The sequence below is a fragment of the Mycobacterium sp. P2_H7 genome (assembly GCF_056403275.1).
Genome location: NZ_JBFUFU010000005.1, coordinates 503,672 through 519,559 on the forward strand (window position 1 = coordinate 503,672; position 15,888 = coordinate 519,559).

Below are 15,888 nucleotides of genomic sequence, written 5' to 3' on the forward strand. Positions count from 1 at the left end.
GGCGTGTGACAATCTCCCCGTGGGCAAAACAGTCGTCATCACGGGGGCCGGCAGCGGGATCGGCCGGGCTACGGCGCGCGTCCTGCTCGACGCCGGTCATCAGGTGGTGCTCGCCGGGCGCAGACCTGAGCAGCTGACGGACACCGCGGGCGACCGGCCGAACGCCCGGGTGGTGCCGACCGACGTCACCGACGCAGCGTCGGTGCGGGCGCTGTTCACGGCCACCGTCGCGGCCTTCGGCCGGGTCGACGCGTTGTTCAACAATGCCGGCATGTTCGGCCCGTCGGCCGCCATCACCGACATCGACACCGAGCAGTGGCAGACGGTGTGGCGCACCAACGTCGACGGTTCGCTGTTCTGCGCGCGTGAGGCCGCCCGCATCATGGCCGCGCAGCTGCCGCGCGGTGGCCGGATCATCAACAACGGCTCGCTGTCGGCACACCGCCCGCGGCCGCACAGCCTGGCCTACACCGTCACCAAACACGCCATCAGCGGACTGACCGCCTCGATGCTGTTGGACCTGCGTGATCTCGACATCTGTGTGACACAACTCGATATCGGCAACGCGGCGACCGACATGACCGCCGGCTTCAGCAAGACGCGGCAAGCCAATGGGAGCCTGGCCGCCGAGCCGACGTTCGATGTCGTGCACGTGGCCCGCGCGGTGGCCCACATCGTCGAACTGCCGCTGGAGGTTTCGGTTCCGGAACTGACGGTGATGGCCCGCGCCATGCCGTATTACGGCCGGGGCTGAGCCGTGGCGGCGCGCTATGTCGTCAACTGCTCGATGCTGCTCACCGAACTCCCACCACTGCAACGCCCGCAGGCGGCCAGGGACGCGGGCTTCGAGGCGATCGAATTCTGGTGGCCCTTCGCCGAATCCGTACCGCGTGACGCTGAGGTGGACGACTTCGTTCGTGCCGTCGCCGATGCCGGCGTACACCTGGTCGCACTGAACTTCGCCGGTGGCGACATGGCGGCGGGGGAGCGCGGGCTGCTCTCCGATCCCGGCCGGCGCCGAGAATTTCTGGACAATGTCGACGTGGCCGTCGGCATCGCGCAACGGTTGGGCACCACGGCATTCAATGCGCTCTACGGCAACCGGATCGAGGGCCTGGAAGCCGAAGTTCAGGACGAGATCGCCGCGGCGAACCTCACCGACGCCGCCGACCGGGCCGGACATATCGGCGCGGCAATCCTGATCGAGCCGCTCAGTGGCGTACCCGCCTACCCACTGCGGACCGCCGCCGATGCGATCGCCGTGATCGACCGTGTCGGCGTGCCTGCCCCGCGACTGCTGGCCGATCTGTATCACCTGGCCGTCAACGGCGATGACCTCGACTCAGTCATCGACACGTTCGCCGAGCGCATCGGGCACGTCCAGATAGCGGACGCGCCCGGTCGCGGTGTTCCGGGCACCGGGGACATCGACTTCGGCAGGCATCTGGCACACCTGGGCCGTCGCGGCTACCGAGGCCACGTCAGTCTGGAATATCGATCCGACGGGCGCGACCCGTTCGGGTGGCTGCCGCCGGCACGGCGGGGTGGCAGCCCGTGGGACTAGCCGGATAGGAATCAGAGCCGGGGCCCGAAGGCCGCCGGCTCTGTACTACCGAACCTCTGCAACGCGAAACGGATCAGCTATCCGAATCCAGGAACTCGTGCCGCTGCGCCACTGCGATCAGCTCTTCGCGAACCGTCGAATCTGGCATTGCGTTGATCCGCGCGTAGAGGCGCCGCCGGTTGTTGGCACGCTTCATATCGGCGCGAAACTGCGCGAAAGACATTCTCTTCACTCCTCGAAAGATCCCCGGGTTGCGGGGATTCTGTTGTTATCGGCGCCCACAGGATCGGGGATCGCCCGCCAAGTGGAACACCTCGATGCTCCTTGTTAATTCTGTGTAACGCAACTTTCGCGGTGTGAGTTTCGCTACAGGTCAAGCGATTTCGGCGCGGCCGCGGTGGCCCGGGTCACACTTGGTGATCCCGGGCCGCCCGGGCCACATAGATCCTCAGTGCACCAGGACGTTGCGGAACTGCCACGGGTCGTCGGCGTCGATGTCGTCGGGAAACAGGTCGATCCGGTCCGTCAGCGGTGTCCAGTCGGTGAAATGTCCCTCCACCGGACCGAGATAGGGGCGCTGCACCTCCAGGCACCGGGCGAAGTCGATCTCGTCGGCCTCGACGATGCCCGCCTCGGGATGCTCCAGGGCCCAGACCATGCCGGCCAGGACCGCGGAGGTCACCTGCAGGCCGGTCGCGTTCTGGTTCGGCGCGAGCAGTTTGGTCTCGTCGTTGGACAGGCGCGAGCCGTACCAGTAGGCGTTCTTCGCGTGCCCGTAGAGCAGGACTCCGAGCTCGTCGATGCCGTCGGTGATGTCGTCGACGTCGAGGATCACCCGGTGCTGTGGGTCCCTGCCGCCGAGCAGTTCGTGCCAGGACATCACCGCGTCGTCGGCCGGGTGGTAGGCGTAGTGGACCGTCGGCCGGTACACCGGCTCTCCCTGCGCGTCGGTCGCCGTGAAGAAGTCGGCGATGGACACCGACTCGTTGTGTGTCACGCAGAAGCCGTGTTGCGGCCCCGGCGTCGGGCACCAGGTGCGGACCTTCGTCGCGGCGCCGGGCTGGGCGAGGAAGATGCCGGGGGCCTTCGGGTCGTCGTGCCGGTATGCGTTGGCAGGCATCCAGCGTTCGTGGGTACCCCAGCCCAATTCGGCCGGCTGCAACCCCTCTGACAGGAATCCGTCCACCGACCAGGTGTTCACGAAGGTGCCGATCGGTCGCGGGGTGCGGGCGTGCTGGGTGTCCCGCTCGGCGATGTGGATGCCTTTCACGCCGGCGTCGCGCATCAGGGCGGCCCATTCTTGCCGGGTCTTCGGCACGGTGTAGGTCACGCCCACCGCATCGGCCACGTCGAGCAGCGCCTGCTTCACGAACCACGACACCATGCCCGGGTTGGCGCCACACGCGGACACCGCCGTGGTGCCGCCCGGCCGAGCTTGACGTTCGGCCAGAAGTGTCTGGCGCAGAGCATGATTGGTGCGCGCCGCCATCGGCAGGTCGGGGTCGTCGTACAGGCCGGCCCAGGGTTCGATCACGGTGTCGATGTAGAGCGCGCCGCGGTCACGGGCCAGCCGCATGATGTCAACCGACGACGTGTCCACCGACAGGTTCACCACGAACGTGCCGGGTGACAGCAGAGGAGTGAGCACCTCGGCGTAGGTCTGCGGGGTGAGGAACGCATCGACGCGGGTGACGCCGGACTCTTTGAGCACGCGGTCGTTGTCGTCGTTGGGGGCGAGCACCGTGATGCATTCGGGGTCGACGTCGAAGTGCCGCAAGATGAGTGGCAGCGTGCCGCGGCCGATCGAGCCGAAGCCGATCATCACGACGTCGCCGAGGCGTCCATAGGTGGTCACAGAAGTTCTCCGTTCGAAGAGTGGGTTGCCGACAAGTGGTAGGTGCGCAGGGGCTCGATCCCGTTGAAGCCGACCGAGGAGTACGACGTCGTATAGGCGCCCGTGGAGTGGATCTCGACCGGGTCGCCCGCCCGCAACCCGGTGGGAAGGGGATAGGGCACCCGTTCGTAGAGGATGTCCAGGCTGTCGCAGGTCGGGCCGGCCAGCACCGCAGGGGTTTCGTCGCCGACCGCGCCGGGGCAGGTGATCCGGTAGCGGATGGCCTCCTCCTGGGTTTCGACGAGGCCGTTGAACATGCCGATGTCGAGGTACACCCAACGCCGGCCGCCGTCGGACGGTTTGGCCGTCGCGAGAACAACTTCCGCACGGATCACGCCGGCGTCGCCGACCAGGAATCGGCCGGGCTCGGTCATCACGTCCAGATCGGTCATGCCGTGCCTGCGCAGCGCGTCACGGATGTGCTCGCCGTAGGCGGCCAGCGGCGGTGTCGGCTGCGCGTGGTGGCTGGGCAGCCCGCCGCCGAGGTTGACGGCGACCAGGTCGTGCCCGTCGCGGCGCAGTGCGTCGCGCAACCTGCGGGTCGCGGCCAGCGGCGCGTCCCACGCCTGCGGTTCGCGTTGTTGTGACCCGACGTGGAAGCTCACCCCCACCCGGTGTCCGCGCGCGACCGCGCGGCTCATCAGGGTCAATGCCGCTTCCTCGGTGGTGCCGAACTTCCGGCTCAGCGGCCAATCGGCGCCACCACCTTCGGACACCAGCCGGATCAGTAGCGTCGAGCGCGGGGCGAGCAGTGTGAGCTTGTCGAGTTCTTCGGGTGCGTCGACCGCGAAGGTCCGCACCCCCGCCGCGTAGGCGGCGGCTATCGCCGCTTCCTTCTTGACGGTGTTGCCGAACGAGAGCCGCTCGGCGGCGATGCCGAGGGACCGACAGAGGTCGATCTCACCGATGCTCGCCACGTCGAAGGACGACCCCGCCGCGGCGAGGACACGCAACACCTCCGGTGCCGGATTCGCCTTGACTGCGTAGAAGATCCGGGTCTGGGGGAGGGCATCGCGCAGCGCGTCGTACCGCTGCGCCACGATGTCGAGGTCCATCACCAGATACGGCGTGGGCAGGTGCGTGTGGCCGTCGACGAACTCCTGCAACCTGCTGGACGTGCTGATGTCCGCCACCGCCCCGGTCATGCCGATCCCCTGGAAGTTCCAGCCATGTGATCTGTCTGCATCATGACTAGGAGCTTTCCGGAGCTCCGGTCCAGGGGAGTAGGTAGCGTCCTACTCGATTGCGCGGCGGCGTTACTCGGTGCGGAGCGTCAGTCCAGGATGCGGCGCGCCACGTTGGTGGTCATCAGGTCGAGCAGTTCGTCGGCGCGCCCGGCCATGATGGTACGAATTGCGTACAGCGAGAAGCCCTTTGCCTGCTCGACGGTGATCGCCGGTGGAATCGACAATTCCTGGCGGGCCGTCACGACGTCCACCAGGGCAGGTCCGTCGTGGGCCAGCGCCGCGGCGATTGCGGATTCCAGATCCGCGGGGTTCTCGACGCGGCGACCGAACAATCCCAGTGACTCGGCCACCGCGGCGAAGTCGGGGTTCTTCAGCTCGGTGCCGAACGTGACGATGCCCGCCGCCTTCATCTCCAGCTCCACGAAATTCAGCGACGAGTTGTTGAACACGATGAGCTTGACCGGCAGCCGGTTCTGCGTCAGCGTGATCAGCTCGCCGAACAGCATCGCCAGCCCGCCGTCGCCGGCGAACGCGACGACTTGTCGGTCCCGGTTGACGGTCTGGGCGCCGATCGCCAGCGGGAGCGCGCACGCCATGGTCCCGTGGTTGAACGAACCGAGCAGCCGGCGCTTTCCGTTCATTGTCAGATAGCGCGCCGCCCACACCACCGGTGAGCCGACGTCGACGGTGAACACCGCGTTGTCGGAGGCGAGCCGATCAGCCACTGCCGCCACGTATTCGGGACGGATGGGGGTGCGGTCGCGGTCGTTGACGGCAAGCTCGTCGAGCCGGCGCCGGGTCTTGGCGTAGTGGTTGCGTGACCGGTCCAGATGCGCCCGGTCATGCCGGGCGGTGAGCAGCGGCGCCAGCGCCGCGAGCGTGTCGGTGACGGTGCCGACCAGGCCGAGGTCCACGGCGGTGCGCCTGCCGAGGTTGCGGCCCCGGACGTCGACCTGGATGACGGTCGCGTTCTCGGGATAGAACTGGCGGTAGGGGAAGTCGGTGCCGAGCATGAGTAGCACGTCGGCTTCCTTGATGGCCTTGTAGCCGGATGCGAACCCGAGCAGGCCGGTCATCCCGACGTCGTAGGGGTTGTCGTATTCGACGAACTCCTTGCCGCGCAACGCATGCACCACCGGCGCCTGCAGGGTCGCGGCGAGCGCCACCAGCTGATCATGCGCACCTTGCGCACCCGCCCCGGCGAGAATGGTGATATTGCTGGCGCCGTTCAGCATCGATGCGGCTCGCGCCAGCTCGTCATCGGACGGCCGGATCACCGGGTGGGTGGGCAGCACGGGGGTGACGGGCACCTCACCGATCTTGGACAGGAAGATCTCGCCGGGGATCACCACGACGGCGACACCGTTCTCCTCGACCGCCGCACGCATCGCCATCTCCAGCACGCGGGGCGCGGACTCGGCGGTGGTGACCATCTCGCAGTACACACTGCATTCGCGGAACAGCTCTTGGGGCCGGGTCTCCTGGAAATACTGCGACCCGATCTCGGCCTGAGGGATGTGCGCCGCAATGGCCAGCACCGGCACCCGGCTGCGCTGCGCGTCGAACAGACCGTTGATCAGATGCAGATTGCCGGGGCCGCAACTGCCCGCGCACACCGCGAGCCGTCCGGTCAGTGCGGCGTCGGCCGCGGCGGCGAATCCGGCGGCCTCCTCGTGGCGCACGTGCTCCCAGGCGAAATCCTGCGACCGCCGGATCGCATCGGTCAGCCCGTTCAGGCTGTCCCCGGGTAGTCCGTAGACCCGCTGCACCCCGCTGGCTTGCAGGGTCGTGATGACGTGATCCGCGAACGTGGTCATGGCTCAACCCTAGGCCGCACGCGTCGCCGGGGTGAGGCGCTACACGTCCTGCGGTGACGTCGGGACGCTGGTAAGGACGTCGACGATCGACGGATAGCTCGTCAGCGCTGCCGCACCCACCGGGACCATCGCGACGGCCCATTCGTTGCGCGCGGTGTAGGCGATGACGGCGAACGAGTCGTCGATCGCGTCGGCGGGCACGTCGTCGCCCGGCGGCTTACGCGTGTACGCGAATGCGCCGTACTCATCGACCGTCACCGAGCCGCACTCCAACTCGCCGTCGTACCAGTCGCTGTCGACGACGCTGCCGATGCTCTGCGCCAGCAGCGCGGCCGGCACCACGACGTAGCCCGAGACCTCGTCCAGCGGCGCATTGATCTGCCCTGTGAAGGTGTCCTCGCCCAGATACGGTCCGGTGGGGGTGACGGTGGCCAGCTTCGGGATCGCCACCGGCACCGTCGTGACCGTCACGCCGCCGTGCCCGTCGTCGGCGATGAAGGCGAAGCTGTCGTGGAAGACGGTGGTGTCGCTGCGGTGCTCTTCGTAGGGCGTGTAGACGAACTGGACCAGATGGGTGTGCGCGTCGGTGTGCACCGTGACCACCGTGCCGAAGGTGGGTTGGGTGACGGTGATGCTCTCGTGCTCGACCGCTTGGACGTCGAACACCACTTCGCCGGTGGGCAGGAAGGTGGCCCCGGTGAACGCGCCGAGATGGTCGATGTCGATCGGGTCGGGCGAACGCGGTCCCCACGTGGTGATGGCCGGGGAACGCACGGGCGGGACAGTGAGCGACAACCTGGCCGACGTGCGGGTGACGCCCTTGCCGTCGGTCACCGACACCGTGATGGTGTCGCTGGTCGGTTGCAGGCGGGCCGTCGCGAGGTCTTTGGGCCGATACACGATTCCGACATATGTGCCGGGTGCCAGCCCGAATGCCGGCCCGGTGAGGTCGCTGTCGCCATGTGAGGCGCGGGCGTCGACATCGAAAGGCCCGAATGTCGTGGTCCGGCCGTGTTCGGCGCCGATCACCTCGATACCGACCCGCCCGGTGAGCCCGTGGGCGACCGGGTAGAAGTATACGAACTCACCGAGGGTCAAGCCCAACTCGTGGTCGTGGTCGAAACCGTAGGGCCCGCACAGCGAGTCGGCAGGTAGCGCGCGATCCGAGGGGCCCGAGGTACCCGTGCCCCGCCTGACATACCGCGTGTAACGCGCCAACTTCATCGACTCTCTCCTCGCCGTGACCAGCATTTTTCGCTGCACGGCGACGTTATCGCCGGGCGCTGCGCCCAATCACGAGTAGCGCACTACGTGTCTTTGTGCGGCCGGTCAGTCCTGGGCGTGCCTGCGGTAGTCCCACCCCTCAAGCCGGTGCTGCAGGTCGTGGATGCCCAGCGCGGTGCCCACGGCCAGGGCGAGCAGGGTGAGCGCCAGGATGGTCCACATCTGACTCTCCTTCCGCTGCGTGTGGTTCTCTGCCGGCAACGTTATTGCTGCAGTCGGCCCCCGCCGTGCGTAGTCGACTACGTGACTTCGGTAGGACGCCTCACCTGCACCTGGCGGTAATTCCGGCGGGAAAGATGTCGTGGCCTTAATATCCGGACGTGACGGCAGTGAAGTGGGTCACCGCGCAGCGCGGTGTGTCGGCGGGTCAGTTGGACGCCGCGGTGACCGCTGCCGACCGCCGGGGTGCGTTGCTGGTCGGTCAGGCCGGTGTCGGCAAGACCGTGCTCGCGCGGGCCGCCGCCGAACGGTTCACCCGGCGTCACCCGAAGGCGACCGTGCACTGGGTCTCGGCGACCGCGTCGGCGAGCCGGGTGCCGTTCGGTGCGCTCAGTCACCTCGTCGAAGTCACGGGGACCGGTGAGCCCGCGACCCTGCTGACCCAAGCCCGGGCGGCGCTCTGCCCGGCCGGTGCGAATGTGCTCGTCGTCGTCGACGACGCGCACCTGCTCGATAATCTGTCCGCGACCCTGGTGCATCAGGTGGCGGTCACGGCCGCGGCCCGGCTCATCCTCACGCTCCGCTCCACCGAGCAGCCGCCCGACGCGGTGACCGCCCTGTGGAAGGACGAGGTGCTGGCTCGCCTCGACATCGAGCCGTTCGACACCACCCAGACCACCCGGCTGGTGGAGGCGGTCCTGGGCGGCCCCCTCGAATCGGCCAGCGCCATCCGTATTTTCAACCTCAGCGAAGGCAACCCCCTGTACCTCCGGCACCTGGTGGACGGTGCGGTGCAGGCCGGCCGCCTGCGTGCGGTGGACGGGGTGTGGCAGCTGCGCGGCGAGATGTCCCTGACCGCAGCGCTCAGCGATCTCATTTCCGGACACCTCTCGGCCATGCCGGAGGCGGTGCGAAACGTGTTGCAATACCTCGCGGTGGAGGAGCCGCTGCCGGTTCGGGAACTGTCCACGGTGGCCGGTGCCGACGCGGTGGAAGCGGCCGAGGCGGTCGGGGCGGTGACGGTGGTGCCCCGCGGGGCGGATCTCGTGGTGCAGCCGGTGCATCCGCTGTACACCGAGACGTTGCGCGGGTCGCTCGGGCTGCTGGCCGCGCGCAGGCTGAGAACCGAACTGGTGGAACAGTTCTCGGCCCGTCCCACGACACACCTCAGCGACCGGCTGCGCTGGACCGCCCTGGCCATCGACAGCGACCGGGCGCCCGAGGTGCCCGACATCCTCACCGCCGCCTGGCAGGCCATGCAACTGGGTGATCTGGCACTGGGGGAGCGGCTGGCCCGCGGCGCGCTGGACCGCGCGGACGGTCTGCCCGCCAGGCTGGCCCTTGCCCATTCGTTGTCCTGGCAGGGCCGCGGCCGCGACACCGATGACGCCCTGTCGCCGGTGGACACCGATGCCCTGTCGGAATGGGAGTTGACGGCGTGGCTGCTTCCCAAGGTGGCCAACCAGTTCTGGATGCTGCGCGAATCGGAAACGGCGGTGCGCGTCCTACACGAGACGCGGGCGAGGATCTCCGAATCTGCGCCCCTGAACACCATCGACGCACTGGCCGCCACCTTCGCGATGAATGCCGGGCGACCCGACGAGGCCATCGAGATCGCCACCGGAGTGCTGGCGGCGACCACGGCCGACGACCTGGCCATCGCCTGGGCCGCCTCGGCCGCTGCGCTGTCGTCGGCGCGGATGGGACGATTCGCCGATGTCGACACCTTCACCGAAAGATGCTTGTCGGCAGCGCATCCCGGGCTCGTCCGCTATGCCAGCGGCCTCGGACAGGTGCAGACGGCGCTGCTGGCCGGGGCCATCAACCCGGCCGAGGAGTTGGCGCGGCACTACCTGGGCTTCGCCGAGTTCGAACAACCGGGCCGTGCCATCGGCGAGGTGATCCTGGGCCAGGTCCTGATCGCCAAGGGCGAGCTGGACGCCGCGGTCACCACCTTGCGGCATGCCACCGCCGCGCTGCGGGACACCGGCTACTCGTGGGGGCCGATGGGCCTGATGCACCTGACGAAAGCCCTTGGCCAGCAAGGCCTCGGCCCGGCTGCCGCCGAAGCGCTGCGCAGGGCCGAGGACAGCCACGGTATGCGTTCGGAGCTCTACGCGCCCGAGTTGCACCTGGCGCGGGCCTGGACGTTGGCGGCCGGCCGTGACCTGCACGGCGCGACGGCCGCCGCACGCGAGGCAGCCCGGGGTGCGCTGCGTTCGGGCCAGCTGGGGATCGCGATGTTGGCGTTCCATGATGCGGTGCGGCTCGGCGACACCGCAGGTGCCGAGGGGATCGCCCGGTTGTCCGCCGAGCTGGACTGCGTGCTGGGCCGCGTCGTGGAGCGCCACGTGCGGGCGTTGACTGCCCGCGGCGGACAGGAATTATCTTCCGTCGCAAACGAATTCGAGGAATTGGGGATGATCTGCGCGGCCGCCGACGCCGCCGCGCAGTCCGCGGTCGCACACGCCGCCGCGGGCAATCGCAAACGGGAACTGGCGGCGCGGGCCCGGGCCGGTGAACTGGCCCAACGTTGCGGCAATCCACTGACGCCGGCACTGGAGAAGGTGCTCAACCCGCTGCCGCTCACCGGCCGGGAGCGGGAGGTCGCCATCATGGTGTCGACCGGACTGTCCAACAAGGACATCGCCGACCGGCTGAGTATCTCGGTGCGCACCGTCGAAGGCCATATTTATCGCGCTTGCATCAAACTCGATGTGGAGGATCGCACCATGCTCGCGCAGGCGGTGGCTGCCTCGCGGATCGGGACCGAGGAGCAGCGATGACCGAGGTTTACACCACCACCGCTCCCGAGATCCGGCTCCGGGCCGCACCGGGGTACACGGTGCCCGAACCGGAAACGGTGTGGTTCAAGGCCCTCGACGGACACTGGTTGAATTTCAAGCACCTGCCGCCCGCCCCGGAGCGGAACGTGGACCGGGGCCCGGTGATGCTGGTGCACGGTGCGGGTGTGCGCGCAAACCTGCTGTGCCCGCCGACGACGCTGACGCTGCCCGCGATGTTGTCGGCGGCCGGTTTCGATGTGTGGATGCTCAACTGGCGCTCCAGCATCGACCTACGCCCGATCGAGTGGAATCTCGACGACGCCGCGGTGCTGGACTATCCGGCAGCGGTCAAGGTGGTTCTGGATCAGACCGAGCGGGAAACTCTCAAGGCGTTCATCCACTGCCAGGGTTCGTGTTCGTTCCTGATGTCGATGGTGGCGGGCAAGCTTCCGCAGGTGAGTACGGTGGTGGTGAATTCGTCGGGTCTGCATCCGATGGTGCCCTGGCCGACCCGGGTCAAGCTGCCCATCGCCATGTTCGCGTTGGCGCCCTTCGTGCGCTGGTTCAACCCGCAATACGGCCTGAACGCACCGAGGTTCTGGCCCAAGGTGATGGACTGGATCGTCCGGTCGTTTCACCACGAATGCAGTAACGCGGTCTGCAAACACGCCAGCTTCGTCTACGGGTTCGGATTCCCGACCATGTGGAACCACGAGAACCTCAACGACGAGACCCATGAATGGCTCAAGGGCGAATTCGGCGCGGTTCCGGTAAAGGTGTTCAAACAGATCGCCCGGTGCGTGGCAAAAGGCCGGCTGGTGTCGATGGGCAGCTATCCAGAGGATGTGTTGCCCAAGGAGTTCGCCGAGGACGACCCCGAGCTGGCCGCCACGTTTCACCTCATCACCGGCGCGGAGAACCGCACATTCCGGCCCGAGGCGATGAAGAAGACCGCCGAATTTCTCAATCAGTTCTCCGGATCGGACCGGCACAGCTTCCATGAGTTTCCCGGCTACGGGCACATGGACATGTTCGTCGGAAAGAACGCCCACAACGACGTCTATCCCTACATCATCGCGAAGTTGAGCGAGTGACGCCGTGCCCAAGCTGATCGTCCTGCTCAACATGATTCTGCTGCTGTGCTTTTCGGTACTCGCCGGGGGTGGTGTGCCGGCGCTGCTCGGGTCGGGTCCGGCGTTGCCGCACTGTCTCGTCCAGCTTTTCACCGGGGTCGGACTGGTCACCGGCGTGATCATGTTTCTCACCGAGATCTTCTCCGGGGTCAAGTGGGTCCCGGTGGTGGCGCTGGGTGCGTTGGCGGCGGGCTGGTTCCTGGCCGCGCCGATCGGTAGCGCGGTGGCATGGATCATCGGCTGGTGGGCGGTGGCAATCTGGTTCGGATACCTGGCCTTTCAGGCGCGGGAGGACCGGTGAGCGGGCTGCGGTTCAGTGAGACGATGGCCGGACAGATCGCACCTCAGGAATCCTCGCCGATCATCGGGTATGACGCGCCGGGTGCGCTGGCGGCCACCCTGCGGGCCCGCGTCGACATCCCCGACCTGGGACTGTTCGTCGAAGGAAACCTCCCGCACCGCGGACGGCTGGACGTCGACCTGGACATTCCGGTGCTCAGCGCGCGCCGATTCGCAGCCACCGAAGGCGAATTCGAGTTGTTCAGGGCCGGCGATGTTCCGTCGGGACGGCGTGGTTTCTGGATGGTTTACGACGCCTTCCTCACCGACGGCGACCGGGTATTCCAGATGCGTGGACGCAAATATCTGCAACCCGGTTGGCAGCTGTGGAGGGTATGGCCCGACACCACGGTCCTGTTCGTCAGGCTGCGCGATGTCACTCACGGCGGGCGTGTCGACGTCACGAATCCCGTGGAGAAGATTGTTGTGCTGGAGGGTCCGGGGCCGGCGCCGGAATGGCTCACCGCCATCGACGTCGAGGAGCCTGCCGCACTACGCGATTACCGCAGGCCCAAGTATCTGGCAGGCAAGATCCGGATCACCCCGGCGGCCTTCGGGGGTCAGCTGCTGTCCATGCGGGGCGTCGGCGTCCCGTGGTACCGCAGGCCCTTCACCGTGGCCCGGTTCCAGTGGTTCTTCGTGACCTCGCTGGTGCGGATCTACGTCGGAGGTTGACCGAACTCGTCGGCCGGACGCGGTGGCGGGGTGAAATCGCGCTCAGCGAGCAGGTTCCCGGCCGAACGGTGCGCGAATGCCGCGATGGTCAGGGACGGGTTGGGGCCGACCGGGCCCGGGAACACCGATCCGTCACAGACCCGTAGGCCGGGAACCCCGCGCACCCGGCCGAACGTATCGATGACACCGGGCGAGATATCGGTGTCCATCGGGCATCCGCCGACGGGATGCACGGTGATGACGCGCTTGAAGAAATCGGAGATCAGGTTCTCCGTGAACTTCCCGCCGAAACCGCGGGCGATATTCCGCATCCGCGCTTTCATCGTGTCGAAATAGGCTTCCGACGTGTCGAGCGACCAGTCGTTGCGCAGGACCTCGTCATCATCTTCGTCCAGGTACAGCTTGCCGTCCGGGCGGTCGCGTCCCATGCCGAGCAGCGGCATGAAGCCGGCGGAAAACGACCCGTTCTTCAGGATGTCGTTGATTTCCTCTGACATGTTGGGGTTCTCCTCGACGTCCAATAGATCGCCGAGCTTGCGCACCAGTATTTTTCCCATCGCGGTCATCGCCATCCCGCCCACTCGCCCCAACTGCATCAGCCACGCCGCGAACGCCGGATACCCGGCGTCCTCGATGTACATGCCGTGGGTGCCGCCGGTGCCGGGGTAGTGACGGTAGGCGGTGATCACCGGGCCCCTGGTGCAGGCCAAGTCGGTGTCGGCGCTGTGCACGAAACCGAGGTAGTCACCGTTACCGCTGAACCGGTGGCCCAGGGCATCGCTGTTGATGTTCAACGCATCCTGGTGGCGCAGCAGCAGATACGTGCTGCCCAGGGTGCCCGCCGCGAGCACCACCCGCTTGGCCCTGATCGGTTCCGTGGGTTGCGGCCTGTCGCCGTGCACTTTCACGGTGACGTCGAACAGGTAGCCGTCGCCCGCGGCCCGGCGGGCGAGACCCACCACTTCGGTGAGGGTCTGGATGGATACGCCGCCGTCGGAGGCCAGCGAAAGGTAGGTGTTGTCCATGCTGCTCTTGGCGCCGTCGTTGCAACCGAGATCGCATTCGCCGCAGAGCCGGCAGGTTCGGCGGTGATATCCCGCGCCGTGAATGTTGCCGTACGCCTCGTCTCGCAACGGTGCCCCGACCGATGGTTGGCCGTTGTCATCGCGGAACCGGACCGCCAGGGGTGCGAGGACAGCCCGCTCACCACCGTCCGGTGCATCGATCTTGAGGAACCGTTTCGTCTTGGGTAGGTGAAAGGCATTGTCCGCCGGTCCGTTCGGTAACGTCTGCACGCGTAGGAAGTCGCTGACGGCGGTGTAGTGCTCCTTGAGGTGTTCGCGCGTCAACGCCCAGGTCTCAACTCCCGTGCCGTCCGGGGTCGTCTGGGTGAACCACGATTCATCCTTGGGCAGCATCACATTTGCGTAGATCAGCGACCCGCCGCCGAGCCCGCTGGAGACGACGGCGTCGACGTTCTGGAAGCTCCACACGTCGAACATGCCCGTCAGCTCTGCGTCGGGATCCCAGAAGTTGAGGCTGATCCCCGCCGGATCGCGCGGAAATGATCCGGGCGGATACGCCCGACCACGTTCCAGGACACATACCTCGTACCCCTTCCCGGCGAGTTCGGCGGCCATCACCGAGCCACCGAAACCGCTGCCCACGATCAGGACGTCGGTCTCCGTCGGCAGGTCATCATCGAGCGGCATGGCGAATCTCCGGGGGCAGGCGGCTGGTGCCTAGAAATTAGACCACCGAACCCTCCGAGCAGCGTAAACCCGAAGGAACCATCCGTTCGGCCGACGTTTGTTGGGATCGGTAGCGATCCGCGCGCACTGTACTTGCACCCATGGCGACGCCACCGGGGCGAAGCGCCCGAAAGGAACTCCGAAGACATGTTCATCGTGCCCGCTCGCATCCAGGAGCAGATCAACCGCGTCGACCGCTCCCGCGCCATGGTGCTCGGCATCGTGGCCGCCCTGACCGTGCTGTGGTCGGTCTACCGGCTGGTCTGGCTCGTCTACTCAGCCACCGTGCTGGCCGGTGTCGGCTGGTCGCCCGTCGCGCTGGTCTTCCCGTTCATCCTGTGGACGGCCATCGGCGTCGCCGCGGCGATCGCCGGCCTGGGCCTGCTGAACCGCTACAAGCAGCCCGAGTAGCCGCCGGCCTCAGCGGCCGGAATGCTTGGCCACGTACTCCGTCATGGTCTTGAGCTGGTAGGCCGACACTTCGTGGGCGGTCTCGTCCTCGGCGAACACCGAGGACACCATGACGGTGTCGTCACGGTCGTAGAAACCGAGTTCGGCCAGGCCGCCGAAGAATTCGTCCCAGTTGACATCCCCGTCGCCGATCTTGAGGTGCTGGTGCACCCGCACCGGGTTACCCGGCGGGTTGGTGATGTAGCGCAGGCCGTGGCTGCGGTGGTGGTCCATGGTGTCGGCCACGTGCACCAGCCGCAGCTTGTCCCCGGCGGCCCGCATGATCTCGGTCATGTTGCCGCCCATGTGAAAGCTGTGGCAGGCCACGTAGACCATGCCGATGTTGGGTGAGTTGACCCCACGGATGATCCGCACCGCTTCCAGGCCGTCCTCGACGAAATCGTCGGGGTGCGGGTCGATGCGGACGTCGATGCCTTCACGTTCGATGATCGGCAGCAGTTCTTCCATGGACCGGAAGAATGCCCGCTCGGATTCCTCGGCTTTCTCGGGGCGGCCGGAGAATTCGGTGTTGATGACGGTGACGCCGAGGTCGACGGTGATTTGGATGACGCGCTTGAAGTTGCGTACCGCGGCGTCGCGGGCGTCGGGGTCGGGGCTGGACCACCGTAGGACCGGCAGTACCGAGGCGATGCCGACACCGGCTTCGGTGCAGGCCTTCCGGAACTTCGCCACCAGATCGTCATCGGCACGCGGATGGTTGTAGAACGGGATGAAGTCCTTGTGCGGGGTCAGCTGCAGGTGTTCGAAGCCCAGTTCGGCTACCACACGCGGCAATTCGAGCAGGTCGTAGTCGTGGTGGAACGGTGTCGGGTCCAGTGCGATCTTCAT

14 protein-coding genes are annotated in these 15,888 nt (G+C 67.1%); 7 read left to right on the top strand and 7 right to left on the bottom strand.

Going from position 1 to position 15,888, the window contains the following annotated elements:
* Window positions 1–19 precede the first annotated feature (19 nt).
* Window positions 20–754: an SDR family oxidoreductase gene (locus AC1DY7_RS08205; RefSeq protein WP_477493142.1), complete on the top strand. Its 735-nt coding sequence runs from the start codon at window positions 20–22 to the stop codon at window positions 752–754.
* Between the two features lie 33 nt (window positions 755–787).
* Window positions 788–1,564, top strand: coding sequence for a hydroxypyruvate isomerase family protein (locus AC1DY7_RS08210; protein ID WP_477493246.1), 777 nt, complete (start codon window positions 788–790; stop codon window positions 1,562–1,564).
* Between the two features lie 73 nt (window positions 1,565–1,637).
* On the opposite strand, the gene AC1DY7_RS08215 is transcribed toward AC1DY7_RS08210, so the two are convergent.
* The 5 genes from AC1DY7_RS08215 to AC1DY7_RS08235 form a co-directional block, all read right to left on the bottom strand.
* Window positions 1,638–1,787 carry a hypothetical protein gene (locus AC1DY7_RS08215; RefSeq protein WP_477493143.1) on the bottom strand — a complete coding sequence of 50 codons (150 nt, stop codon included), beginning with the start codon at window positions 1,785–1,787 and terminating at the stop codon, window positions 1,638–1,640.
* A gap of 225 nt (window positions 1,788–2,012) precedes the next feature.
* Window positions 2,013–3,419, bottom strand: coding sequence for a homospermidine synthase (locus AC1DY7_RS08220; protein WP_477493144.1), 1,407 nt, complete (start codon window positions 3,417–3,419; stop codon window positions 2,013–2,015).
* A complete protein-coding gene (locus tag AC1DY7_RS08225; protein ID WP_477493145.1) occupies window positions 3,416–4,603 on the bottom strand; it encodes a type III PLP-dependent enzyme in 1,188 nt (395 codons plus the stop codon). The genes AC1DY7_RS08220 and AC1DY7_RS08225 overlap by 4 nt, the downstream gene beginning before the upstream one ends.
* A gap of 128 nt (window positions 4,604–4,731) precedes the next feature.
* The gene (gene poxB / locus AC1DY7_RS08230) at window positions 4,732–6,462 is read right to left on the bottom strand and encodes a ubiquinone-dependent pyruvate dehydrogenase (protein ID WP_477493146.1); all 1,731 of its coding nucleotides are present in this window, start codon (window positions 6,460–6,462) and stop codon (window positions 4,732–4,734) included.
* 39 nt (window positions 6,463–6,501) lie between these two features.
* Window positions 6,502–7,686, bottom strand: a complete 1,185-nt coding sequence (locus AC1DY7_RS08235; RefSeq protein ID WP_477493147.1) for a hypothetical protein — start codon at window positions 7,684–7,686, stop codon at window positions 6,502–6,504.
* A 380-nt stretch (window positions 7,687–8,066) separates the two neighbouring features.
* On the opposite strand from AC1DY7_RS08235, the gene AC1DY7_RS08240 reads away from it, so the two are divergent.
* The 4 genes from AC1DY7_RS08240 to AC1DY7_RS08255 are packed head-to-tail and all read left to right on the top strand — an operon-like array spanning window position 8,067 to window position 12,838.
* Window positions 8,067–10,691: a LuxR C-terminal-related transcriptional regulator gene (locus AC1DY7_RS08240; protein WP_477493148.1), complete on the top strand. Its 2,625-nt coding sequence runs from the start codon at window positions 8,067–8,069 to the stop codon at window positions 10,689–10,691.
* Window positions 10,688–11,785, top strand: coding sequence for an alpha/beta hydrolase family protein (locus AC1DY7_RS08245; protein ID WP_477493149.1), 1,098 nt, complete (start codon window positions 10,688–10,690; stop codon window positions 11,783–11,785). Before AC1DY7_RS08240 ends, AC1DY7_RS08245 begins: the two co-directional genes overlap by 4 nt.
* Window positions 11,786–11,789: 4 nt before the next feature.
* Window positions 11,790–12,125: a hypothetical protein gene (locus AC1DY7_RS08250; protein WP_477493150.1), complete on the top strand. Its 336-nt coding sequence runs from the start codon at window positions 11,790–11,792 to the stop codon at window positions 12,123–12,125.
* The gene (locus AC1DY7_RS08255; protein WP_477493151.1) at window positions 12,122–12,838 is read left to right on the top strand and encodes a hypothetical protein; all 717 of its coding nucleotides are present in this window, start codon (window positions 12,122–12,124) and stop codon (window positions 12,836–12,838) included. The genes AC1DY7_RS08250 and AC1DY7_RS08255 overlap by 4 nt, the downstream gene beginning before the upstream one ends.
* On the opposite strand, the gene AC1DY7_RS08260 is transcribed toward AC1DY7_RS08255, so the two are convergent.
* Window positions 12,823–14,550: a GMC oxidoreductase gene (locus AC1DY7_RS08260; RefSeq protein WP_477493152.1), complete on the bottom strand. Its 1,728-nt coding sequence runs from the start codon at window positions 14,548–14,550 to the stop codon at window positions 12,823–12,825. The two genes, AC1DY7_RS08255 and AC1DY7_RS08260, sit on opposite strands and share 16 nt — an antisense overlap.
* Before the next feature lie 186 nt (window positions 14,551–14,736).
* On the opposite strand from AC1DY7_RS08260, the gene AC1DY7_RS08265 reads away from it, so the two are divergent.
* Window positions 14,737–15,000 carry a hypothetical protein gene (locus tag AC1DY7_RS08265; RefSeq protein WP_477493153.1) on the top strand — a complete coding sequence of 88 codons (264 nt, stop codon included), beginning with the start codon at window positions 14,737–14,739 and terminating at the stop codon, window positions 14,998–15,000.
* Window positions 15,001–15,009: 9 nt separating this feature from the next.
* Here AC1DY7_RS08265 and AC1DY7_RS08270 read toward each other — a convergent pair whose 3' ends face one another.
* Window positions 15,010–15,888: a sugar phosphate isomerase/epimerase family protein gene (locus AC1DY7_RS08270; RefSeq protein ID WP_477493154.1), complete on the bottom strand. Its 879-nt coding sequence runs from the start codon at window positions 15,886–15,888 to the stop codon at window positions 15,010–15,012.

Excerpts from the sequence above, each read along its gene's own strand:
- AC1DY7_RS08225 (WP_477493145.1), bottom strand. The coding sequence starts at position 4,603 with ATGACCGGGGCGGTGGCGGACATCAGCACGTCCAGCAGGTTGCAGGAG.
- AC1DY7_RS08235 (WP_477493147.1), bottom strand. The coding sequence starts at position 7,686 with ATGAAGTTGGCGCGTTACACGCGGTATGTCAGGCGGGGCACGGGTACC.
- AC1DY7_RS08210 (WP_477493246.1), top strand. The coding sequence starts at position 788 with ATGCTGCTCACCGAACTCCCACCACTGCAACGCCCGCAGGCGGCCAGG.
- poxB (WP_477493146.1), bottom strand. The coding sequence starts at position 6,462 with ATGACCACGTTCGCGGATCACGTCATCACGACCCTGCAAGCCAGCGGG.
- AC1DY7_RS08265 (WP_477493153.1), top strand. The coding sequence starts at position 14,737 with ATGTTCATCGTGCCCGCTCGCATCCAGGAGCAGATCAACCGCGTCGAC.
- AC1DY7_RS08270 (WP_477493154.1), bottom strand. The coding sequence starts at position 15,888 with ATGAAGATCGCACTGGACCCGACACCGTTCCACCACGACTACGACCTG.
- AC1DY7_RS08260 (WP_477493152.1), bottom strand. The coding sequence starts at position 14,550 with ATGCCGCTCGATGATGACCTGCCGACGGAGACCGACGTCCTGATCGTG.
- AC1DY7_RS08215 (WP_477493143.1), bottom strand. The coding sequence starts at position 1,787 with ATGTCTTTCGCGCAGTTTCGCGCCGATATGAAGCGTGCCAACAACCGG.
- AC1DY7_RS08245 (WP_477493149.1), top strand. The coding sequence starts at position 10,688 with ATGACCGAGGTTTACACCACCACCGCTCCCGAGATCCGGCTCCGGGCC.